The sequence below is a fragment of the Pseudomonas sp. AC247 genome (genome assembly GCF_979258015.1).
The window spans coordinates 6,143,573-6,163,714 of sequence record NZ_OZ409829.1; the positions used below are offsets into that span (position 1 = coordinate 6,143,573).

Annotated in this window: 22 protein-coding genes and 1 other RNA gene; 14 read left to right on the forward strand and 9 right to left on the reverse strand. The window is 59.1% G+C overall.

The features are described 5' to 3' along the window. The first annotated feature begins 111 nt into the window (after positions 1-111). On the forward strand, positions 112-780 hold the full coding sequence (locus ACZZ0B_RS27825; RefSeq protein WP_038359047.1) for a gamma-glutamylcyclotransferase: 669 nt from the start codon (positions 112-114) through the stop codon (positions 778-780). Here ACZZ0B_RS27825 and glpT read toward each other — a convergent pair. Next, on the reverse strand, positions 756-2,105 hold the full coding sequence (glpT, locus tag ACZZ0B_RS27830) for a glycerol-3-phosphate transporter (RefSeq protein WP_201229148.1): 1,350 nt from the start codon (positions 2,103-2,105) through the stop codon (positions 756-758). The two genes, ACZZ0B_RS27825 and glpT, sit on opposite strands and share 25 nt — an antisense overlap. 222 nt (positions 2,106-2,327) lie before the next feature. Here glpT and ACZZ0B_RS27835 point away from each other — a divergent pair, with 222 nt between their 5' ends. Continuing rightward, entirely contained in the window at positions 2,328-2,957 is a 630-nt protein-coding gene (locus ACZZ0B_RS27835; protein ID WP_463546728.1) for a flagellar basal body-associated protein FliL, read from the forward strand. A 41-nt stretch (positions 2,958-2,998) separates the two neighbouring features. Continuing rightward, on the forward strand, positions 2,999-3,751 hold the full coding sequence (locus ACZZ0B_RS27840) for an energy transducer TonB (protein ID WP_463546729.1): 753 nt from the start codon (positions 2,999-3,001) through the stop codon (positions 3,749-3,751). Between the two features lie 51 nt (positions 3,752-3,802). Here ACZZ0B_RS27840 and ACZZ0B_RS27845 read toward each other — a convergent pair whose 3' ends face one another. The 3 genes from ACZZ0B_RS27845 to ACZZ0B_RS27855 all read right to left on the reverse strand — a co-directional run bounded on the left by ACZZ0B_RS27845 (position 3,803) and on the right by ACZZ0B_RS27855 (position 7,323). Further along, positions 3,803-4,078 carry a bacteriocin immunity protein gene (locus ACZZ0B_RS27845; protein ID WP_008081421.1) on the reverse strand — a complete coding sequence of 92 codons (276 nt, stop codon included), beginning with the start codon at positions 4,076-4,078 and terminating at the stop codon, positions 3,803-3,805. Continuing rightward, positions 4,075-6,186, reverse strand: coding sequence for an S-type pyocin domain-containing protein (locus ACZZ0B_RS27850; protein WP_463546730.1), 2,112 nt, complete (start codon positions 6,184-6,186; stop codon positions 4,075-4,077). The genes ACZZ0B_RS27845 and ACZZ0B_RS27850 overlap by 4 nt, the downstream gene beginning before the upstream one ends. 159 nt (positions 6,187-6,345) lie before the next feature. Then, positions 6,346-7,323, reverse strand: coding sequence for an NADPH:quinone oxidoreductase family protein (locus ACZZ0B_RS27855; protein ID WP_008081424.1), 978 nt, complete (start codon positions 7,321-7,323; stop codon positions 6,346-6,348). A gap of 150 nt (positions 7,324-7,473) precedes the next feature. Between ACZZ0B_RS27855 and ACZZ0B_RS27860 the strand changes: the two genes are divergently transcribed. Continuing rightward, positions 7,474-7,881 carry a flagellar basal body-associated protein FliL gene (locus tag ACZZ0B_RS27860; protein ID WP_045123128.1) on the forward strand — a complete coding sequence of 136 codons (408 nt, stop codon included), beginning with the start codon at positions 7,474-7,476 and terminating at the stop codon, positions 7,879-7,881. Between the two features lie 141 nt (positions 7,882-8,022). Here the strand turns inward: ACZZ0B_RS27860 and ACZZ0B_RS27865 are convergent, their stop codons facing one another. Further along, positions 8,023-8,475 (reverse strand): EVE domain-containing protein, encoded by a 453-nt coding sequence (locus ACZZ0B_RS27865; RefSeq protein ID WP_440096682.1) that lies wholly within the window; start codon positions 8,473-8,475, stop codon positions 8,023-8,025. Positions 8,476-8,672: 197 nt separating this feature from the next. Here ACZZ0B_RS27865 and ACZZ0B_RS27870 point away from each other — a divergent pair, with 197 nt between their 5' ends. After that, positions 8,673-8,828: a hypothetical protein gene (locus tag ACZZ0B_RS27870; protein WP_008081430.1), complete on the forward strand. Its 156-nt coding sequence runs from the start codon at positions 8,673-8,675 to the stop codon at positions 8,826-8,828. Between the two features lie 36 nt (positions 8,829-8,864). Here ACZZ0B_RS27870 and ACZZ0B_RS27875 read toward each other — a convergent pair whose 3' ends face one another. The 4 genes from ACZZ0B_RS27875 to ACZZ0B_RS27890 all read right to left on the reverse strand — a co-directional run bounded on the left by ACZZ0B_RS27875 (position 8,865) and on the right by ACZZ0B_RS27890 (position 10,282). Next, the gene (locus ACZZ0B_RS27875; RefSeq protein WP_463546731.1) at positions 8,865-9,470 is read right to left on the reverse strand and encodes a 5-formyltetrahydrofolate cyclo-ligase; all 606 of its coding nucleotides are present in this window, start codon (positions 9,468-9,470) and stop codon (positions 8,865-8,867) included. A 79-nt stretch (positions 9,471-9,549) separates the two neighbouring features. Then, a non-coding RNA gene (gene ssrS, locus ACZZ0B_RS27880) (6S RNA) lies at positions 9,550-9,728 on the reverse strand. Between the two features lie 30 nt (positions 9,729-9,758). Next, entirely contained in the window at positions 9,759-10,076 is a 318-nt protein-coding gene (locus ACZZ0B_RS27885; RefSeq protein WP_008081434.1) for a cell division protein ZapA, read from the reverse strand. Then, a complete protein-coding gene (locus tag ACZZ0B_RS27890) occupies positions 10,073-10,282 on the reverse strand; it encodes a TIGR02449 family protein (RefSeq protein ID WP_007911197.1) in 210 nt (69 codons plus the stop codon). The genes ACZZ0B_RS27885 and ACZZ0B_RS27890 overlap by 4 nt, the downstream gene beginning before the upstream one ends. Before the next feature lie 130 nt (positions 10,283-10,412). Here ACZZ0B_RS27890 and ACZZ0B_RS27895 point away from each other — a divergent pair, with 130 nt between their 5' ends. The 9 genes from ACZZ0B_RS27895 to gcvH all read left to right on the forward strand — a co-directional run bounded on the left by ACZZ0B_RS27895 (position 10,413) and on the right by gcvH (position 19,972). Further along, a complete protein-coding gene (locus ACZZ0B_RS27895) occupies positions 10,413-10,973 on the forward strand; it encodes a YecA/YgfB family protein (protein ID WP_016985920.1) in 561 nt (186 codons plus the stop codon). Between the two features lie 27 nt (positions 10,974-11,000). Continuing rightward, the gene (pepP, locus tag ACZZ0B_RS27900) at positions 11,001-12,335 is read left to right on the forward strand and encodes a Xaa-Pro aminopeptidase (protein WP_158832152.1); all 1,335 of its coding nucleotides are present in this window, start codon (positions 11,001-11,003) and stop codon (positions 12,333-12,335) included. Beyond that, complete coding sequence (gene ubiH, locus ACZZ0B_RS27905; protein WP_463546732.1) at positions 12,332-13,519, forward strand: 2-octaprenyl-6-methoxyphenyl hydroxylase; 1,188 nt, start codon at positions 12,332-12,334, stop codon at positions 13,517-13,519. The genes pepP and ubiH overlap by 4 nt, the downstream gene beginning before the upstream one ends. After that, complete coding sequence (locus ACZZ0B_RS27910) at positions 13,512-13,997, forward strand: DUF4442 domain-containing protein (RefSeq protein WP_008081439.1); 486 nt, start codon at positions 13,512-13,514, stop codon at positions 13,995-13,997. The genes ubiH and ACZZ0B_RS27910 overlap by 8 nt, the downstream gene beginning before the upstream one ends. A 9-nt stretch (positions 13,998-14,006) precedes the next feature. Continuing rightward, positions 14,007-15,224, forward strand: coding sequence for a 2-octaprenyl-3-methyl-6-methoxy-1,4-benzoquinol hydroxylase (locus ACZZ0B_RS27915; protein WP_463546979.1), 1,218 nt, complete (start codon positions 14,007-14,009; stop codon positions 15,222-15,224). Between the two features lie 256 nt (positions 15,225-15,480). Beyond that, positions 15,481-16,485: an extracellular solute-binding protein gene (locus ACZZ0B_RS27920; RefSeq protein ID WP_008081441.1), complete on the forward strand. Its 1,005-nt coding sequence runs from the start codon at positions 15,481-15,483 to the stop codon at positions 16,483-16,485. A gap of 200 nt (positions 16,486-16,685) precedes the next feature. Then, entirely contained in the window at positions 16,686-18,302 is a 1,617-nt protein-coding gene (locus ACZZ0B_RS27925) for an ABC transporter permease (protein WP_463546733.1), read from the forward strand. A gap of 155 nt (positions 18,303-18,457) precedes the next feature. Next, positions 18,458-19,540, forward strand: a complete 1,083-nt coding sequence (gcvT, locus tag ACZZ0B_RS27930; RefSeq protein ID WP_463546734.1) for a glycine cleavage system aminomethyltransferase GcvT — start codon at positions 18,458-18,460, stop codon at positions 19,538-19,540. Between the two features lie 48 nt (positions 19,541-19,588). After that, entirely contained in the window at positions 19,589-19,972 is a 384-nt protein-coding gene (gene gcvH, locus ACZZ0B_RS27935; protein WP_008081459.1) for a glycine cleavage system protein GcvH, read from the forward strand. Positions 19,973-20,142 lie beyond the last annotated feature (170 nt).

Below are 20,142 nucleotides of genomic sequence, written 5' to 3' on the forward strand. Positions count from 1 at the left end.
AAGAACTGTGCCATGGCACTCAAATTGCCTTAAAACATATGTGCCTTATTGTTACAGCGGTGCGTTCTATTAAGTAATTCTTTACCCGCGGGGAGCTGAACGCTATTCGCCATGAGCGCCATTGAAAACGCTTTTCTGAATCTGAATTACCCTCCGCGGCTCGATCTTGGGCCGCAGCTGACGCACGAACAACTTCTCGCTTCCATGCAATCGACCATGGCGCGCCACAAGGGCGGGCCGGTGTGGCTGTTCGCCTACGGTTCGCTGATCTGGCGGCCGGAATGTTCGGCGGTGGAGCGGGTGCGCGGACGCGTGCATGGCTACCATCGCGGCTTGTACCTGTGGTCGCACGAGCACCGCGGTACGCCGGAAATGCCGGGTCTGGTGTTTGGTCTGGATCGTGGCGGTTCGTGCAGCGGCTTCGCCTATCGCTTGCCGGAAGACAATCTCGATGCGGCGCTGTATGCGCTATGGAAACGCGAGATGCCGGTGCCATCCTATCGGCCACACTGGCTCAACTGCCGTCTTGCCGACGGTAGCCAGGTGCAGGCCTTGGGATTTGTATTGGAGCGACACCTGCCCAGCTATGCCGGCAACTTGCCGGATCACGTGCTGAGCCAGGTGTTCGAAAGCGCCAGCGGGCGTTACGGTACCACTCGCGATTATGTCGAGCAGACCGCACACGCCCTGCGCAGCCACGCCATGCCAGACCGCAATCTGGAGGCGCGGCTCAAGCGCTGTCAGTCACAGTGCGATCAAGCGACCGCTTCACGACTCTGACTGGCGACTTGCTTGTGCCACAGCGTCGGGGCCAGGAAGGCCATCGACAGCAGGCAAGCGCCTACCAACAGGACAAAACCACCGTCCCAGCCGAAATGGTCAACGGTGTAGCCCATCGCTGCACTCGCCGCGACTGAACCACCCAGATAACCGAACAGACCGGTGAAGCCCGCAGCGGTGCCAGCGGCTTTCTTCGGTGCCAGCTCCAGCGCCTGCAGACCGATCAGCATCACCGGGCCGTAGATCAGGAAGCCGATCGAGAACAGCGCGATCATGTCGACGGTCGGGTTGCCGGCCGGGTTCAGCCAGTAAACCAGCGTCGCGACAGTCACCAGTGCCATGAACACCATGCCGGTCAGGCCGCGGTTGCCCCGGAAGATCTTGTCCGACATCCAGCCGCACAGCAGCGTGCCCGGAATACCCGCCCACTCGTAGAAGAAGTACGCCCACGAGGTTTTATCGACGGTGAAGCCTTTGGCTTCCTTCAGGTACGTCGGCGCCCAGTCCAGCACGCCGTAGCGCAGCAGGTAGACGAAGACGTTGGCCATGGCGATGTACCAGAGCATTTTGTTGCGCAGCACGTATTTGACGAAGATCTCTTTCGCACTGAATTCGTCTTCGTGGCTGGCATCGTAGCCTTCCGGGTAATCGTTCTTGTATTTCTCGATCGGCGGCAGGCCGACCGATTGCGGGGTGTCGCGCATGGTGATGAAGGCGAACACCGCCACGCCCAGCGCTACCGCTGCCGGTACGTAGAACGCCGCGTGCCAGTCGTTGAACAGGCCCATGCCGAGCAGGAACAGCGGGCCGATCAGGCCGCCGCCGACGTTATGCGCCACGTTCCACACGGAAACCACGCCGCCGCGTTCCTTCTGCGACCACCAGTGCACCATGGTCCGGCCACTTGGCGGCCAGCCCATGCCCTGAGCCCAGCCGTTGATGAACAGCAGAATGAACATCATGGTCACGCTGGACGTTGCCCAAGGCGCGAAACCGAACACGAACATGACGCCCGCCGAAACCAACAGGCCGAACGGCAGGAAGAAGCGTGGATTGGAACGGTCGGACACCAGGCCCATGAGGAATTTCGACAAGCCATATGCGATGGCAATTGCCGACATCGCCAGACCCAGATCGCCACGGCTGTAGCCTTCGTCGATCAAGTACGGCATGGCCAGCGAGAAGTTTTTGCGCAGCAGGTAGTAACCCGCGTAACCAAAGAAGATACCGGCGAAGATCTGCCAGCGCAGGCGTCGGTACGTGCTGTCTATTTTTTCTTCAGGCAATGGAGCCTGATGTGCGGCAGGTCGAAAGAAAGCAAACATTCAAGAGCTCCAAATTTCTTGTTTTGACTGCGGATGCGAATGTTACAGTTTCGTTACCGAAAATAGCACCGGTTCGCATCGACCAAATAGCGGAAAATGTTGGAAGTCGCGTGTTCTTTTACGAACCTGTCGCTTAGCTGTAAGAACGGGGCGTTTTTGTCGCTCTGCGAAGGTTGTGTCTTAGACTCGCGCTCAGTGAATGACTGATCGCAGAGATAAACGATGGCTCCGAATGTGCGCAGGTTATTGCCGAGGTTGCTGATGGTGGCCGTCGTCACCGTTTCGGTGCTGGCGCTGAGTTTCGCCCACGGTTCTGGCGCATCGGGGCTGCGCAACACCACAGTACTGATCGTCCGCCATGCGGAAAAACCGGACGTGGGCCGAGAGCTCAACGCCCAAGGCCAACAACGCGCCGCCGCCTACGCCGACTATTTCGCCCCGCTGAAACTGGACGACGGAACACTCACCCCGCAACGGCTGATCGCCACCGCCGACAGCCCGCAAAGCATCCGCCCACGGCAAACGCTGATTCCACTGTCCCAGCGCCTGCAACTGCCGATCGAACAACCCTTCGCCAACAACGACGTCGACAAACTGGTCAGTCTGCTGCGCAAGGATAATCAGGCGAAAACCGTGCTGATCGCCTGGCACCACGGCCACATCAACAAACTCATCGCCGCATTCGGCGGCAACGGCCCGGCATTGATCGGCCAGCCGAAATGGCCGGTGGATGTTTTTGACTGGCTGATTGTTTTGCGCTTCGACGACAAGGGGCAGTTGGTTGAATCGCGAAGCGAGAAGGTTCAGGAGCATCTGATGCCGGATGCTGCTGCGGGCGCCAGTGGTGGCTAAGCGTCCGTCAGAAAAGTTACCTGAAACCCTTCGCGCAGTGTTTGCGCCCGTTTTACCATCACGGTTTAGGAAATGTCCTGCAGCCAAAGGCGAAGCTGCGCCATTCAGGTAAAAACCATTGTTCCGTAACCTTTGAGCGGTTGCCGGATTCGGCATTTGAGTCTGAAGGGGGGTGGATCTTGCGGTGGTTTTTTGCTTTGTCTTTACTGGCGTTTGTGGGTGTCGCAGGAGCAGCAGATGTGCTCTTGATCCCCGAAAATAATCCAGATCCGGTTTATCCTCGAGCGCTTGCCAAGGCGGGAGTCATGGGAGATGTTCGGGTCCGTTTCACCGCCAACGCAAATGGCTCTGTCAGTAAAATCAGTATTTTGGAAAGCAAACATCCTGATTTTTCCGAGGCGGCCACTGACGCCCTGCAGCAATGGCGATTCAGGCCGTGGACGGTAGAAGCAAGTCAGCCTGCAGAGCTGGAAGTCACTCTCCCCATGGTTTTTCGACTCGATCTTGATTCACCTATTCACGCGAACCAATGGCTACGTAAATTGCGATGTATTGATCTCCACCAATATGCCATTCGTCGTCCGGCCTCTTCCTGGGTGGACTTGCCGGTTTTTTATTACACACGGGCCTATTTATCAAGTGTGGTTTATACCGCCCAGCTTTCGGACGAACGCCGACTGAGCCTGATTGCCAAACTGCATGAGCGTGTCCCCGACATTATCAATCGCTGTGGACATAGCCCGAATAGTCGGTGTATGAGTCTGTTGCCCGAGGAGATTCGCCAACTGCTTTAGAAAAAAAGCCAGACAGAGTAGCTGTGGGTGCGGCACTGTCTGGCTTATGACTTATTCAGCTTTGAAGCCGGGCTTGCCGTTTGCTTTACGCCATTCTTTGATTTCTTCCAGTGCGCCCCTTGGACTATCTTCTCGGCCATTTATTGGGCGAGTTAGAACCATGCGCTGACGAGGGTGTTCAGTTATTTTCTCAAAGTGTCGCATACGCTCAGATGAGTAAACGCTATACGCATCACCTGACAGCCCGGTCGTGTTTTTATAAAAGCCTTCTAAGAAGGCTAGAAATTCGGCTTCCGTATAATCTTCCAGCTTGTCTTTAAGGATCATTGTTGTATACCACTTTTGTGCAGTTCTATATGTGCTTTTGGGGTCAGGACAGTCAAGTTGTCCACATCATACACCGCGCCTTCGTCAGCAATTTTTTGCTTATGATGTATCTCATATTTTTCTCTGCCACCGACATTGTCATTTAGATCGGTAAAAGGTGCTGCGCCACTTCGCATCTCTTCAAGATCAACGTTACCAAACTGCTGGCTCAGCGAGCTATCCGATGCAATCGCCCTCCAAAATTTTTCCCTGAATCTGTCAAAATTCCTGAAATCCTGACCACGTAATTTATCCGCAATCTGTGCGGGGACAGGGGAGCCACTTGATAGTGTCGCGCCACCCAACCAATTTTCGCCGACCTCTTGCCCCCTGCCTGTAGCCGTGCCTGGTTCATAGCGCGGGCCGCTGCGAGTGGCCATCATGTAGATTGATTCGATCCCCGACGCGATGGGAAACGTCAGGATGTAGTCATCCGGGTCGGCTATTTCACAGGCAGGGAGCTCGTCCAGCCGACCTTCAATTGGCGTAACGCGGGCTCCCGGATAAATTCTGGTTCCAGGATCGGTTGCGGGTAATTCGGTTGTGGCGGGGATGTCGTCTCCGGGAGGCGCTTTGGGTGTCCAGGTCAGCGTTATCGGGAATGAGCCTTCGGTCGTGAAGGTGTAAAGATTGTCTGCGCGATTAAACTTCGCTTGTCTGACTCTGATCGATTGACTTGGCTCGGATGAGCGTAAAAAGAATCGTGTGTGCTCTCCCTGAACCGATGACACGACGCGGAAAGGGAGCCAGTTCGCATCAACCGGGCCAGGAACTGTTACACCTTCATCGTTTTGGACTAGTAGCGAGACGGGGATAGTCAGAAGCAAAGGATTGCGCTGCAGTTCGCCGTTTCCCAGTGTCGGCGTATAAAACACCGAGGCAAGAAACGTAATGACGGGCCCACCGGACAACGCCCCGCGTAGGGCTCCGAGAGTATCGACAGCCTTACCTAACGAAAATGGCGAACCTTCAAACCCCGCGATCATTCCGTCAGAGCTGATCACCAAGGGGCGGACGGATGCAATCGCCCCAGTGATCGTGGGCATCTCTGTCTTTGCATCGGCCTTGATCTGGCGTGTTAGCCCGCTGATTTCTTTTTGTATGTCCTTAATCGCTCTCCAGCGTCTTTTCCGTCTTTGAAAGTTGTAGAAGTCTTTGAATGCGCGCTCGGCTTTTGATGCTTCGACATGTGCCGCGTACAGCTTTTGATGGTTGTCCTTTATCCACCGAATTTTTTCGCTTAAGTTTTCTGGCTGATGTGCCCTTAGCTGGCTAAGTAAAGCATCGAACCGGTCCGCAACTTCAGACGCGGCCCTGTGTGCTCTCTGCTCTTTAAAAAGCTTCTCTGCTTCACGATGCCTGGTTTGCTCCTGTGCTGCTTGTTCGGCAGCCGCACGCGCCGCCTCCGCACGCGCTGCTTGTTCAGCCGCCGATCGTGCCGTTGCGGCCTGTTGAACTGCCGCTTGCTGCGCCGCATGTTGTCGAGCCTGCACAGCGGCGTAAGAGGCATCAAGCTGTAGAGAGCGGTGGGTAAGAATGCGAATAGACTCGGCATACAGTCTGACCGAATAGCCGGCGGTGTATGATTTTTTCCACTGCCTGTGGACTTCGCCAGGGGCCTTCTCGTTTCCAATTAAGTGCGTGTTGAATGTGTTTATATATTCTTGGGTCGATTTATTGTGGGGATCACTGCCATAGAAGTTGTTGGCTTGAACGAGGTTGCGTTGCAGGCTCTCGTTTTTCAGTTGAATCATCCGGGTTAGAGTGTTCTTCTCACGCTCAATAGTGGGAAGGTCAGACGGCGGGTCGGCTTCAGTACTCGTCACTCCGTTATTGATAAGTTCGGAGTTTGTCGTGGCTGGAGTTTCAAGAAGTTTTTGATGATATTCGCTATCTAACGTGGTTCGGACCTTAAGTGTTTGCTGTGCGGTTGCAGCGTTTAATCTATATCCCGGCCTCGCGCCACCATAGCCGCCGCCTTCCATGCCGTTAAAGTTTTGCTCTCTGTCAGAAATGACAATGGGGGTGTGGATCGTTAGTTTTCCAGGTGTCCAGTCTTGGTTGCTCATACAGTTACTCCTTGTCTGTATGGCAGGAAACTATCGTGATTTAATAAAGTGAGTGCGGTATATAGTTACCGCCAAATGATTCAATAAATATGCGGTCACTTCCCCGAGATATAAAAAGGCCGGAACCGCCTGCGGTTCTGGCCTCGGGAGGCTTCCGTCTCAGCGCACCTGCACCACAACCTTGCCCACAGCCTTGCGCTGCCCAAGATCATTAATCGCCTGCGCCGCATTGCTCAGCGGATACACCTGCGACACCAGCGGCTTCAACTTGCCCTCGGCGAACCAGCCGAACAATTGTTGAAAGTTCGCCGCGTTGTCCTGCGGCTGGCGTTGGGCGAAGGAACCCCAGAACACGCCAAGCACCGCCGCGCCCTTCAGCAACGCGAGGTTGACCGGCAGCTCGGGGATGCGCCCGCTGGCGAAGCCGACCACCAGTAGGCGGCCGTTCCAGGCGATGGCGCGGATGGCTTGATCGAACAGATCGCCGCCGACTGGATCGTAAATCACGTCGGCGCCCTGGCCATCGGTCAGGCGCTTGATTTCATCCTTGAGGCTGGCTTCGCTGTAGTTGATCAGTTCATCAGCGCCGGCAGCCTTGGCCACCGCGAGTTTCTCGGCGCTGCTGGCGGCGGCGATGACGCGGGCGCCCATGGCTTTGCCGATTTCCACGGCAGCCAGGCCGACACCGCCGGATGCACCGAGCACCAGCAGGGTTTCGCCCGGTTGCAGGTTGGCGCGTTGCTTGAGCGCATGCATCGAAGTGCCGTAGGTCATGCTGAATGCGGCGGCAATGTTGAAGTCCATCGACGGCGGAATCGGCAGGACGTTATAGCCCGGCACCGCGACCTGTTCAGCGAAACTGCCCCAGCCGGTCAGAGCCATGACGCGGTCGCCGACCTTGAGGTGGCTGACCTTTTCGCCTACTTCGCGAACCACGCCTGCCGCTTCGCCACCCGGCGAGAACGGGAAGGGCGGCTTGAATTGGTATTTGCCCTCGATGATCAGCGTGTCCGGGAAGTTGACCCCGGCGGCGTGCACGTCCAGCAGGATTTCATTCTTCTTCGGGGCGGGGCTGGCGACCTCTTCCAGCACCAGCGATTCGGCAGGGCCGAAGGCTTTGCACAGCACGGCTTTCATCAGGGCTATTCCTTTGGGAGTGATGGCCGATAAGTGTAGGTGTGTCAGTCAACGGGTCAACGAGCATGCCCGACCCTGATAGTCAGCCATAAGCTTGTGCTTGCGCGGCGGGTCGTTATGCTAGGCCGCAAACCGGATAAGGAGCGAATTGTGAAAGCGTGGATCATGTTGTTGCTGGCCCTGTCTCTGCCTGTGGCAGCGCTGGCCGAAGAGGCCAAAGAAGGCGAAGCGCCGAAGGTCAACTACATCACCCTGAGCCCGCCGTTTGTGGGCAACTACGGGCTGGACGGCACGCCGAAGCTCAAGGTCTACAAGGCTGACGTGGCGTTGCGTGTGACGGGCGAGGAAGCGACCAAACTGGTCAAGGCCAACGAGCCGCTGATCCGTAATCAACTGGTGGCGTTGTTTACCCAGCAGTCGACCGAGGCGATGAGCAGCATCGAGGGCAAAGAAAAACTGCGTCAGGAAGCGTTGAAGCAGACGCAGCAAGTGATGAATGACGAAACCGGCAAGCCGGTGGTTGAAGACCTGTTGTTCAACAACCTGATCATTCAATAAGCCATCCGTTGTCCGGGCGGGCCCCATCGCTGGCAAGCCAGCTCCCACAGGTTTTTCGGGTGGTCACAAATTATGTGTTCACTGAAAATCCCTGTGGGAGCTGGCTTGCCAGCGATTGCATTTTGGCAGGCGCCAAATGAATCAGGGTTTAAGCGCAAGCACCGCCGCCCACTGCTCGGGTGTAACCGGCATCACTGACAACCGCGAGCCCTTCTGCACCAGCGGCATCTCGGCCAGCGCCGTCTGCTGCTTCAGATAGTCCAGCTTCAACACCCGCGCAAACGTCTCGACGTGCTCAACGTCAATCGCGCTCCACGCATTCTTCTCCGGCGTAGCCTTCGGATCGAAGTAATGACTTTCCGGCTCCAGTGCGGTGGGATCCGGGTACGCGGCTTCGATTATTTTGCCAATCCCGGCAATTCCCGGCTCCGGGCAGCTGGAATGGTAGAAAAAGAACTCATCCCCCACCGCCATCGCCCGCAGAAAGTTGCGTGCCTGATAGTTACGAACCCCGTCCCAGCGCGCTTTGCCGAGCTTCTCCAGACCTTTGATCGAGAGTTCGTCGGGTTCGGATTTCATCAGCCAATAGGCCATGTCGTGTGCTCCTGAAACGGTCATTGGGCAGGTTGTCGGGCAATTTTATGACAAACCGACGGTCGGTTGACGTCAGCGTTTGCGCAGCGGTTCACGTTGCCGCAAAATGCCGGCCTTTAAAGCTTGACGCTGCTGCACGGCCTACAAACGGAAACCGCTGCTGTCATCGTGATGATGTGCCTTGAGGGGGGCAATCGATGAAACGCAAACCGGATTTACTATGGACTTTGGTAATTTTGTTTGGCTTGGGCGTTGTGACCACCGGTTACGCGCAGAGCCTGTGGACGACCAAGGCCGACGCACCGATCGAAGTTGCGCAACAGGTTCAACAGTCGACAGCCTTCAAGCGCTGAAACTGATCTTTCGACGCCGCTGATCTGCGCGGCGTCCTATCCCGCGAAATACCACGCCTTGTCGCTGACCGTGCCTTGTAACGGCACATCCCAACTCGCTTGCGCCAAGCGTTCGACCTTCTGACACTCATGGGCCAGCCCCAGCAGCGTTGGCTTGCGCCAGCTTTTACGGCGCGCCAGATACGCCAGGCTGCGATCGTAAAAACCGCCGCCCATGCCCAGTCGCCCGCCGACATCGTCAAACCCCACCAACGGCAACAACACCAGATCCAGCGTCCATACTTTGCGTTGCCGGGCCAGATTGGCCCGTGGCTCTAGAATGCGGAAACGATTGGGTTTGAGTTTCTCGCCGGGACGAATGCGCTGGAAGACCATCTTGGTTCGCGGCCAGGCACTCAGCACCGGCAGGTAAGTCGCCTTGCCTCGACGCTGTGCTTCACGCAGCAACAGACGCGGATCGATTTCACCGTCGGTGGGTAAATACAGAGAGATGTGTTTGGCCCGGCGAAAGTGCGGGTCTTGCGCCAGTTGCCGGTAGAGGCCTTTGGCGGCCTGGCGTTGCTCGCTTTTGCTCAGCGAGCGGCGCGCCTTGCGCAGCAGGCGGCGGAGTTGCGGGCGGGGCAGCAGCGCGGGTTCGGTCATGGTTCGGCTTCGGCAGGTTGGACGAAAACGTACGCATAAAAAATCCGATGGCGGTTTTCACCGACATCGGATTCGAATCAGGCTCCCCGGATGAACCGCTGTCAACTTAGCCCTTGAACCCGAAAGTTCAAGGTGGAAGATGCAGTAGACTTTAAGGCTTTCCGTCTAGCGGACATGCACACCAGCCCAACGTGCAACTTCCAGGGTAGTGCGAATCGGCTCAGGGACATCGTCAACTGGCAAGCACCCCAGGGAGTGCCGCGAGTATACCGCAAGCGGCCAGTCGAATCAGCCCTTGGTGTTGGTCTGATCGTCGGCGAGTACCAGATCGACACGATCGAGCAAGTCGCGCACCTGTTCACGGGTCGAACCGCTGGCCTGGATATCCGGACGCTCTTCTTTGTGCAAGAGGTCGTGGGTGATGTTCAGCGCGGCCATCACGGCGATGCGATCGGCGCCGATGACTTTGCCGCTGCTGCGAATCTCGCGCATCTTGCCATCGAGGTAGCGCGCGGCGCTGACCAGATTGCTGCGTTCTTCCTGCGGGCAGATGATCGAATATTCTTTATCGAGTATCTGCACGGTGACGCTATTGCTTGAACTCATGAGTCTTGCTCCAGGGCCTTGAGGCGCGAAATCATCGATTCGACCTTACGCCGGGCGATTTCGTTTTTTTCAATGAGGTGAGCGCGTTCCTCGCGCCAGGTCTTTTCCTGAGCTAGTAAGAGTGCATTTTGACTCTTAAGTTGCTCGACTCGGCCAATCAGCAGTTCGAGTCTGGCCATCAGCGCTTGCAGGTCGGTGTCTTCCATTGTGTCCACTGGGTCGGAGTCTGTCTGATGGGATAGCTGGCGGACAGCCTTTAATAGTCTTGGCGAGTCTGTCGATGTAGGATACAAGGCCTTCATTCTAGACATAGCGCCGTCTGGCGCCTAGCTGCCCATGACCATTGCGAATTCCCCGTACCAAGCCTTTGCCACCCTGCTGACCTCCAGCGGCCACAACGTCTCGCCTGCCGAACTGCATGGCGTGCTGCTCGGACGCAGCTGCGCCGGTGCCGGCTTCGATAACGAAGGCTGGTTGATCGACGCCGCCGAACTGCTCGAAGGCGACATCCAGGACAACGTCCGCAACGCCCTGATCGGCCTGCAAGAGATGGTCAAAGGCGAGCTGACCGGCGACGACGTCACCGTTGTCCTGCTGCTGCCGACCGATGACGCACCGCTGGCTGACCGCGCCGCGGCACTGGGCGAGTGGTGCCAGGGCTTCCTCAGCGGTTTCGGCCTGAACTGCCGCGACAGCAGCATGCTCAGCACTGAAGCCACCGAAGTGTTGCAGGATCTGGCCGCCATTTCCCAGGTGCAAGATGCACTGGAAGAATCCGAAGACGGCGAAACCGATTACATGGAAGTCATGGAGTACCTGCGCGTCGCGCCTCTGTTGCTGTTCTCGGAAACCAAGAAAACCGACGTGCCGCCAGCCGCCAAACCGTCGCTGCATTAATCGCGTGCCAGGGAAAGCCATCTGCCCATGACCCATATCCCCAAAGCGGAATACAGCCGTCGCCGCAAGGCCCTGATGGCGCAGATGGAACCCAACAGCATCGCGATCCTGCCCGCCGCCGCGGTGGCGATTCGCAACCGCGACGTCGAGCACGTCTACCGTCAGGACAGCGATTTTCAGTACCTCAGCGGATTTCCCGAGCCGCAAGCTGTCATCGTCCTGATGCCCGGCCGCGAGCACGGCGAGTACGTGCTGTTCTGCCGTGAACGCAACGCCGAACGCGAATTGTGGGACGGCCTGCGCGCAGGGCAGGAAGGCGCGATCCGCGACTTCGGTGCCGACGACGCTTTCCCGATCACCGACATCGACGACATCCTCCCGGGCCTGATCGAAGGCCGCGACCGGGTGTATTCGGCGATGGGCAGCAACCCCGAATTCGACCGTCACTTGATGGACTGGATCAACGTCATCCGCTCCAAAGCGCACCTCGGCGCGCAGCCGCCGAACGAATTCGTTGCCCTGGATCATCTGCTGCACGACATGCGCCTGTATAAATCGGCGGCAGAAGTGAAGGTCATGCGCGAAGCCGCACGGATCTCGGCGCAAGCCCACATTCGCGCGATGCAGGCCAGTCGGGCCGGGCTCTACGAGTACAGCCTCGAAGCCGAACTCGACTACGAATTCCGCAAGGGCGGGGCGAAAATGCCCGCTTACGGTTCGATCGTCGCCGCCGGACGCAACAGCTGCATCCTGCATTACCAGCAGAATGACGCGTTGCTCAAGGACGGCGATCTGGTGTTGATCGACGCCGGTTGCGAGATCGACTGCTACGCCAGCGACATCACTCGTACTTGGCCGGTCAACGGCAAGTTTTCGCCCGAGCAGAAAGCGATCTACGAATTGGTGCTGGCCTCGCAGGAAGCCGCGTTCGCCGAAATCGCCCCGAACAAACACTGGAATCAGGCGCACGAGGCCACGGTTCGGGTGATCACCACGGGGCTGGTGAAACTCGGATTGCTGCAAGGCGAGGTTGACGAGTTAATCGCCAGCGAAGCCTACAAAGCGTTTTACATGCACCGCGCCGGCCACTGGCTGGGCATGGATGTTCACGACGTCGGCGAGTACAAAGTCGGCGGCGAATGGCGCGTGCTCGAAGTCGGCATGGCGCTGACCGTGGAGCCGGGCATCTACATTGCCCCGGACAATCAAAACGTCGCGAAGAAATGGCGCGGCATTGGCGTGCGCATCGAGGACGACGTGGTCGTGACCAAGACTGGCTGTGAAATCCTCACCACCGGCGTACCGAAAAGCGTCGCTGAAATCGAAGCGCTGATGGCGCAAGCAAGGACACACGCGGCATGAGTCGAGTCAATCTGGCAATCATCGGTGGCGGTCTGGTCGGCGCCAGTCTGGCGTTGGCCTTGCAGGCCGGGGCCAAGGCGCGCGGCTGGAAGATCGTGCTGATCGAGCCGTTCGCCCCCGGCGACAGTTGGCAGCCAAGCTACGACGCACGTTCGTCGGCGCTGTCTTTCGGCTCGCGGCAGATTTATCAACGCTTGGGCGTGTGGCAGGAAATCTCCCGCCGCGCCGAGCCGATCAAACAGATTCACGTCTCCGACCGTGGCCGCTTCTCCACCGCGCGTTTGTCGGCGATGGAAGAGGGCGTGCCGGCACTCGGTTATGTGGTGGAAAACGCCTGGCTCGGCCAGTGCCTGTGGCAGCACGTCGATAAGGACGTGATCAGCTGGCGTTGCCCGGCAGAAGTCACGCGCATGGAACCGCTGCCTGACGGCTATCGCCTGACCCTTAACGATGAAACCACGCTGGAAAGCGACCTCGCGGTGCTCGCCGATGGCGGTCGCTCCGGGCTGCGCGAACAGTTGGGCATCAACGTGCGCAAGCGTCCGTACAACCAGAGCGCGCTGATCGCCAACATCACCCCGAGCGAAGCGCATAACGGCATGGCTTTCGAGCGCTTCACCGACGAGGGGCCGATGGCGCTGCTGCCGCTGCCGGACAACCGCTGCGCTTTGGTTTGGACGCGTCTGGGCATGGATGCGCAGCGCTTGGCCGATTTGAGCGAGCGTGATTTCCTCAGCGAATTGCAGGGCGTGTTCGGTTATCGCCTCGGCACGTTGAAACAGGTCGGCGCTCGGCATTTATATCCGCTGACGCTGGTCGAGGCCGAAGAGCAAGTGCGCTCGCATCTGGCCGTGCTCGGCAATGCGGCGCACAGCCTGCACCCGATAGCCGGACAGGGTTTCAACCTGTCGCTGCGCGATGCCGATGCCTTGGCTGCTGCACTGCTGGCCAGCGATAAACCGCTGGGCGATTTCGCCACGTTGCAGGCGTATCGCGAGCGTCAGCGTCTCGATCAGGACCTCACCGTGGGCTTCTCCGATCAGGTCACGCGCTTGTTTGGCAGCACGCAGCCGCTGGTTTCGCTGGGGCGCAACATCGGCTTGCTCGGTCTCGATCTGTTGCCACCGGCCAAGCGCTGGTTTGCGCGTCAGGCCATGGGGTTGGGGACGCGTCCGGATGCTTAAGTGGTTGACGAATAAATTCGGCAAGGCGCGGTTGATGCGCTGGATCATGACCTTCTACCCGCCGTACCTCGGCGCCGGTGTGCGCGTTCGGCACATCAGCGATGACTTCCGCGACGTTCAAGTATCGATGGGCCTTGGCTGGTACAACCGCAATTACGTCGGCACGCAGTTTGGCGGCAGTTTGTATTCGATGGTCGATCCGTTCTTCATGTTGATGCTCATGGAAAACCTTGGCTCGAAGTACATCGTCTGGGACAAGGCTGCCGACATCGATTTCATCGCGCCGGGCAAAGGCCCGGTGTTTGCCCGGTTCAGCATCGACGAGACACTGCTCGGCGAGATCCGCCGGCAGACCGCCAATGGCGAGAAATACCTGCCGCAGTTGCAGGTCGACATTCATGACGGCGCTGGCAATCTGGTGGCGCGGGTCGGTAAAACCCTTTACGTGCGGCTCAAGCCGCAAGCGAGACAGGCTTAAAGCATGGACATGCGCGCAGATCTGCTGATTGTCGGAGCCGGAATGGTCGGCAGCGCCCTGGCGTTGGCGTTGCAGGACAGCGGGCTGGAAGTGCTGCTGCTCGACGGCAGCCCGCTTAGCGTCAAACCGTTCGATGCCGACGCGGCGTTTGAACCGCGAGTGAGCGCGCTGTCAGCGGCGAGCCAGCGGATTCTCGAACGCCTTGGCGTGTGGGACGGCATCGCCGCACGGCGCAGCAGCCCGTACACCGACATGCACGTGTGGGATGGCAGCGGCACCGGGCAGATTCATTTCTCGGCGAGCAGCGTACACGCCGAAGTGCTCGGGCATATCGTCGAAAACCGTGTAGTTCAGGACGCTTTGCTCGACCGTTTGCACGATTGCGATCTGGGCATGCTCGCCAATGCACGGCTGGAGCAGATGCGCCGCTCGGGCGATGACTGGTTTCTGACGCTGGCCGATGGTCGTCAGTTACGCGCGCCGCTGGTGATTGCCGCTGACGGCGCCAACTCGGCGGTTCGTCGTCTCACCGGGATGGCCACTCGTGAATGGGATTACATGCACCACGCCATCGTCACCAGCGTGCGCAGCAGCCAGCCGCACCAGTCGACCGCATGGCAGCGCTTTACCGATCACGGGCCGCTGGCGTTTTTGCCGCTGGAGCGTGACGGGCAGCAGGATTGGTGTTCGATCGTCTGGTCGACCACGCCGAGCGAAGCCGAGCGCTTGATGGCGCTGGATGAAGCGGATTTCTGCCGTGAGCTGGAGCGCGCCTTTGAAGGGCGTCTGGGCGAAGTGATCAGTGCTGATCCGCGATTGTGCGTGCCGCTGCGTCAGCGCCATGCCAAGCGTTATGTGGCTGAAGGCCTGGCGTTGATCGGCGATGCGGCGCACACCATTCACCCGTTGGCGGGGCAGGGTGTGAACCTTGGTTTCCTCGATGCGGCGGTGCTGGCGGAAGTGTTGTTGCAGGCGGCCGAGCGTGGTGAGCGTCTGGCGGATGTGAAGGTGCTGAGCCGCTACGAGCGCCGGCGCATGCCGCATAACCTTGCGCTGATGGCGGCGATGGAAGGGTTTGAGCGGTTGTTTCAGGCCGATCCGTTGCCGGTGCGCTGGTTGCGCAATGCCGGGTTGAAGCTGGTGGAGCAGATGCCCGAGGCGAAAGCGCTTTTTGTGCGGGAGGCCCTCGGGTTGACCGGGGATCTTCCGGCCTTGGCCAAGGCCTGACACTTCATTGAGGTTGATGGCCTCATCGCGAGCAGGCTCACTCCTACAGTTGTAATGCATTCCCCTGTAGGAGCTGCCGAAGGCTGCGATCTTTTGATCTCAAAAACAACATCAAAAGATCGCAGCCTGCGGCAGCTCCTACAGTGAGGGGGCAATCATGCAACATCTGGTAACTCCTTCAAAAAGAGTTCGATTGAGGTGGTAAATGTGAGTCCTTATCATTTGGCCCACATTTCCCGACCGAGAGACCACTCCCATGTTGGCACCCAAGCGTCTTCTGACCGCACTGGCCCTGACCCTGATCGGTAGCACCACGGCCCAGGCCGCTGATGAGGTGGTGGTTTATTCGTCGCGCATCGATGAGCTGATCAAACCGGTATTCGATGCCTACACCGCCAAGACCGGGGTGAAGATCAAGTTCATCACCGACAAGGAAGCGCCGTTGATGCAGCGCATCAAGGCCGAAGGTGAAAACGCCACCGCCGACCTGCTGCTCACCGTTGATGCCGGCAACCTCTGGCAGGCCGAGCAGATGGGCATTCTCCAGCCGTTCACCTCGAAAACCATCGACGCCAACATTCCCCTGCAATATCGCTCGTCCACTCACGCCTGGACGGGCCTGAGCCTGCGCGCACGCACCATCGCTTACTCCACCGAACGGGTGAAGCCGGGCGAACTGACGACTTATGAAGCACTGGCCGACAAGAACTGGGAAGGGCGCCTGTGCCTGCGCACGGCGAAGAAGGTCTACAACCAGTCGCTGACCGCGACCATGATCGAAGTTCACGGCGCGGCGAAGACTGAGGAAATCCTCAAGGGCTGGGTGAATAACCTGTCCACCGACGTGTTCTCCGATGACGTTGCAGTGCTGGAGGCAATCAATGCCGGCCAGTGTGACGTCGGCATCGTCAACACTTACTACTACGGTCGCCTGCACAAGCAGAAGCCGGAGCTGCCGGTGAAACTGTTCTGGCCTAATCAGGCGGATCGCGGCGTGCATGTGAACCTGTCGGGCATCGGCCTGACCAAACATGCGCCGCACCCGGAAGCGGCCAAGGCTTTGGTTGAGTGGATGACCACGCCGGAAGCGCAGAAGATTTTTGCTGACGTGAACCAGGAGTTCCCGGCCAACCCGGCGGTCGCGCCTTCGGAAGAAGTGGCGGCGTGGGGCAAGTTCATTGCTGATACGTTGCCGGTGGAAGTGGCGGGCAAGCGTCAGGCTGAAGCGATCCGCATGATGGATCGCGCGGGTTGGAACTAACGCCTGGGTTATATTCTGTGGCGAGGGGATTTATCCCCGATGGGGTGCGAAGCACCCCCAATGCCCTTGATGAAGGCTTTCTGATTCACCGCGTGCGTAGCTTTTACGAATGCTGCGCATCCGATCGGGGATAAATCCCCTCGCCACAATATGGGGCCGGCATTACTCTTGCGTCGCCCCACGATTTATTAGAGAACCTCTTGGCCCACCCCGCCCAACGCCGCTGGTACCCCATCGTCTTCACCATCGCCGCGCTGGTGCTGCTGCCCCTGAGTGTTCTGCTGCTGTCCTGGCAGACCATCGACCAACAAATCTGGTCGCACCTGTGGCAAACCCAGATGCCACGCCTGCTCGGCAACACCCTGACGCTGGTACTCGGCGTCGGTGTCGGCGTGACCCTGCTCGGCGTCAGCCTGGCGTGGCTCACCAGCCTCTGCGAATTCCCCGGGCGGCGCTGGCTCGACTGGGCGCTGATGTTGCCCTTCGCCATTCCCGCGTACGTGCTGGCCTTCGTCTTCGTCGGCCTGCTCGACTTCGCCGGCCCCGTGCAAACCCTGCTGCGCGAATGGTTCGGCACAGGCCTGCGCCTGCCGCGAGTGCGCTCCACCGGCGGGGTGATCATCGTGTTGGTGCTGGTCTTCTATCCATACGTTTACCTGCTGGCCCGCACCGCGTTTCTCGCGCAGGGCAAAGGCCTGATGGAAGCGGCGCGGGTGCTCGGCCAATCACCGTGGCAGGCCTTCTGGCGGGTGGCGTTGCCGATGGCGCGCCCGGCGATCGGTGCCGGCGTGGCGCTGGCGCTGATGGAAACCCTCGCCGATTTCGGCGCCGTGTCGGTGTTCAACTTCGACACCTTCACCACGGCGATCTACAAAACCTGGTACGGCTTCTTCAGCCTGCCGAGCGCAGCGCAACTGGCGAGTCTGTTGCTGCTGGTGGTGATGCTGGTGCTGTACGGCGAGCGTCGCGCGCGCGGCGCCAACCGGGCGAGCAACGAGCGGCCTCGGGTGAAAGCGCTGTATCACCTGCGCGGATTCAAAGCCCTCGCGGCGATGAGCTGGTGCGGACTGGTGTTCGCCTGCGCCTTCGTGATTCCGATGCTGCAACTGATCGTCTGGTTCTGGCAGCGCGGGCGTTTCGATCTGGATGAGCGCTACGCCGGGCTGATCCTGCACACCCTCTATCTAGGTGGCATGGCCGCGTTGATCACCGTCAGCGTTGCGTTGCTGCTGGCCTTCGCCCGGCGATTGGCGCCGACGCCGGCGATCAACTCCGGCGTTGGTCTGGCCAATCTCGGTTACGCCTTGCCGGGTTCGGTGTTGGCGGTGTCGATCATGCTGGCGTTCAGTTATCTGGATCGCGAGCTGGTGATTCCGCTTTCCGGCTGGCTCGGTGGCGCCGGTAAACCGTTGCTGCTTGGCAGTCTGGCAGCATTGTTGATGGCGTATCTGGTGCGCTTTATCGCAGTCGCTTACGGCCCGCTGGAAAACAGTCTGGCGCGTATACGGCCCTCTTTGCCCGAAGCAGCACGTAGCCTCGGTGTCAGTGGGCCGCAACTTTTTTTCAAAGTGTATCTGCCACTTTTGTTGCCCGGCACATTGAGTGCGGCGTTGCTGGTGTTCGTCGATGTGCTCAAGGAAATGCCCGCGACCCTGCTGATGCGCCCGTTTGGCTGGGACACGCTGGCGGTGCGGATCTTTGAAATGACCAGCGAAGGCGAATGGGCGCGGGCGTCGTTGCCGGCGCTGACCCTGGTTCTGGTCGGACTGTTGCCGGTCATTGGTCTGATCCGCCGCTCGGCGCACCGAAACACTTAGTCGTCAGTCCTCAATCATGCGGCTACAATGCGCGGCATTCGGTACGGTTCGTCTGACAGACCCGTTCGCTGGAATCGGCTGAGAGCCTTATATTTCAAGGCTTTCGTCCGTGCAGCGGCGGTCCGCACCTTCGCCACGCCCGGAAGGAGAAACCCATGGGACAGCGTACGCCTCTGTATGACCTGCATCTCGCCCTCGGCGCGAAGATGGTCGATTTTGGCGGTTGGGACATGCCACTGCATTACGGCTCGCAGGTCGAGGAACACCACGAGGTGCGCCGCGATTGCGGGGTGTTCGATGTATCCCACATGACCGTGATCGATGTCACCGGCCCCCAGGCCAAGGGCTGGCTGCAGCATTTGCTGGCCAATGACGTCGAGCGCCTGCACCGCCCCGGCCGTGCGTTGTACAGCACCATGCTCAACGAGCGCGGCGGCATCGTCGACGACATGATCGTCTACCGCCTCGACGATGCGTATCGTCTGGTGTTCAACGCCTCCACCCGCGATCAGGATCTGGCCTGGATGAACGCGCAGCTCGGCGATTACGACGTGCAACTGCACGAGCGCTCCGAGCTGGCGATGCTCGCTATTCAGGGCCCGCAGGCCCGGCAGAAGATTGCCGAACTGGTGACCCAGTCACGCGCCACGCTGATCCAGCACCTGAAACCCTTTGAAGGCTACACCGACGGCGACTGGTTCATCGCCCGCACCGGTTACACCGGTGAAGATGGCCTGGAAATCTGCCTGCCAGCCAATCAGGCGCCGGGTTTCTTCAACGACCTGGTCGGTGCCGGCATTTCCCCGATCGGCCTCGGTGCCCGCGACACCCTGCGGGTTGAAGCCGGGATGAACCTCTACGGTCAGGACATTCATCAGGACGTATCCCCGCTGGCCTCGAACATGGCCTGGAGCATCGCTTGGGAACCGGCCTCGCGTCAGTTCATCGGTCGCGCTGCGCTGGAGGCGGAAAAAACCGCCGGCGTGGCGCATAAACTGGTCGGCCTGGTGCTGGAAGAACGCGGTGTTTTGCGTGCTCATCAAGTGGTTCGTATCGCCGATGTTGGCGAAGGAGAGATCACCAGTGGTAGTTTCTCCCCTACGCTAAGCAAATCGATTGCCCTGGCGCGTGTTCCGATGGCCACTGCCGACCGCGCCGAAGTGGAAATCCGTGGCAAGTGGTACCCGGTACGGGTGGTCAAACCGACCTTCGTACGCCATGGCAAAACTTTGATCTAACCTTTTTTGGCGGGCATGACCGCTGACCCAATTCCGAGGACACCGAAGATGAGCAATATCCCCGCTGAACTGCGTTTTGCCGAAAGTCATGAATGGGCACGTCTGGAAGCTGACGGCACCGTCACCGTGGGCATCAGCGATCACGCGCAGGAAGCGCTGGGCGATGTGGTGTTCGTCGAGCTGACCGAAGTGGGCAAAGTCTTCGCCGCTGAAGATCAGGCTGGCGTCGTTGAATCGGTGAAAGCCGCCTCCGACATCTATTCGCCGATCAGCGGTGAAGTCATCGCGATCAACGAAGAGCTGAGCGGCTCCCCGGAACTGCTGAACTCCGACCCGTACGGTGCCTGGATCTTCAAGCTCAAGCCAAGCGACAAGGCCGAGCTGGACAAGCTGCTCGACGCTGCTGCTTACAAGGCTGCTATCGGCGAGTAAGCGTTAAGCAACACCCAAAGCCCCGACCTGTCGGGGCTTTTTCATGGGCGATACAAATCCCCTGTAGGAGTGAGCCTGCTCGCGATAGCGTTCTTTCAGACACATTAATGCTGACTGACACACCGCTATCGCGAGCAGGCTCACTCCTACAGGGGTACGCGGTGCACTGA

Bases quoted from the DNA above. Each gene is read 5' to 3' on its own strand.
- ACZZ0B_RS27875 (WP_463546731.1), bottom strand. From the start codon at position 9,470: ATGACCGAACCCGCGCTGCTGCCCCGCCCGCAACTCCGCCGCCTGCTG.
- ACZZ0B_RS27835 (WP_463546728.1), top strand. From the start codon at position 2,328: ATGGCTCCGAATGTGCGCAGGTTATTGCCGAGGTTGCTGATGGTGGCC.
- ACZZ0B_RS27915 (WP_463546979.1), top strand. From the start codon at position 14,007: ATGCGCGCAGATCTGCTGATTGTCGGAGCCGGAATGGTCGGCAGCGCC.
- ACZZ0B_RS27920 (WP_008081441.1), top strand. From the start codon at position 15,481: ATGTTGGCACCCAAGCGTCTTCTGACCGCACTGGCCCTGACCCTGATC.
- ACZZ0B_RS27910 (WP_008081439.1), top strand. From the start codon at position 13,512: ATGCTTAAGTGGTTGACGAATAAATTCGGCAAGGCGCGGTTGATGCGC.
- ACZZ0B_RS27885 (WP_008081434.1), bottom strand. From the start codon at position 10,076: ATGAGTTCAAGCAATAGCGTCACCGTGCAGATACTCGATAAAGAATAT.
- gcvT (WP_463546734.1), top strand. From the start codon at position 18,458: ATGGGACAGCGTACGCCTCTGTATGACCTGCATCTCGCCCTCGGCGCG.
- pepP (WP_158832152.1), top strand. From the start codon at position 11,001: ATGACCCATATCCCCAAAGCGGAATACAGCCGTCGCCGCAAGGCCCTG.
- ACZZ0B_RS27850 (WP_463546730.1), bottom strand. From the start codon at position 6,186: ATGAGCAACCAAGACTGGACACCTGGAAAACTAACGATCCACACCCCC.
- ubiH (WP_463546732.1), top strand. From the start codon at position 12,332: ATGAGTCGAGTCAATCTGGCAATCATCGGTGGCGGTCTGGTCGGCGCC.
- gcvH (WP_008081459.1), top strand. From the start codon at position 19,589: ATGAGCAATATCCCCGCTGAACTGCGTTTTGCCGAAAGTCATGAATGG.
- ACZZ0B_RS27855 (WP_008081424.1), bottom strand. From the start codon at position 7,323: ATGAAAGCCGTGCTGTGCAAAGCCTTCGGCCCTGCCGAATCGCTGGTG.
- ACZZ0B_RS27890 (WP_007911197.1), bottom strand. From the start codon at position 10,282: ATGGAAGACACCGACCTGCAAGCGCTGATGGCCAGACTCGAACTGCTG.
- ACZZ0B_RS27845 (WP_008081421.1), bottom strand. From the start codon at position 4,078: ATGATCCTTAAAGACAAGCTGGAAGATTATACGGAAGCCGAATTTCTA.
- ACZZ0B_RS27865 (WP_440096682.1), bottom strand. From the start codon at position 8,475: ATGGCCTATTGGCTGATGAAATCCGAACCCGACGAACTCTCGATCAAA.
- glpT (WP_201229148.1), bottom strand. From the start codon at position 2,105: ATGTTTGCTTTCTTTCGACCTGCCGCACATCAGGCTCCATTGCCTGAA.
- ACZZ0B_RS27825 (WP_038359047.1), top strand. From the start codon at position 112: ATGAGCGCCATTGAAAACGCTTTTCTGAATCTGAATTACCCTCCGCGG.
- ACZZ0B_RS27895 (WP_016985920.1), top strand. From the start codon at position 10,413: ATGACCATTGCGAATTCCCCGTACCAAGCCTTTGCCACCCTGCTGACC.
- ACZZ0B_RS27870 (WP_008081430.1), top strand. From the start codon at position 8,673: ATGAAACGCAAACCGGATTTACTATGGACTTTGGTAATTTTGTTTGGC.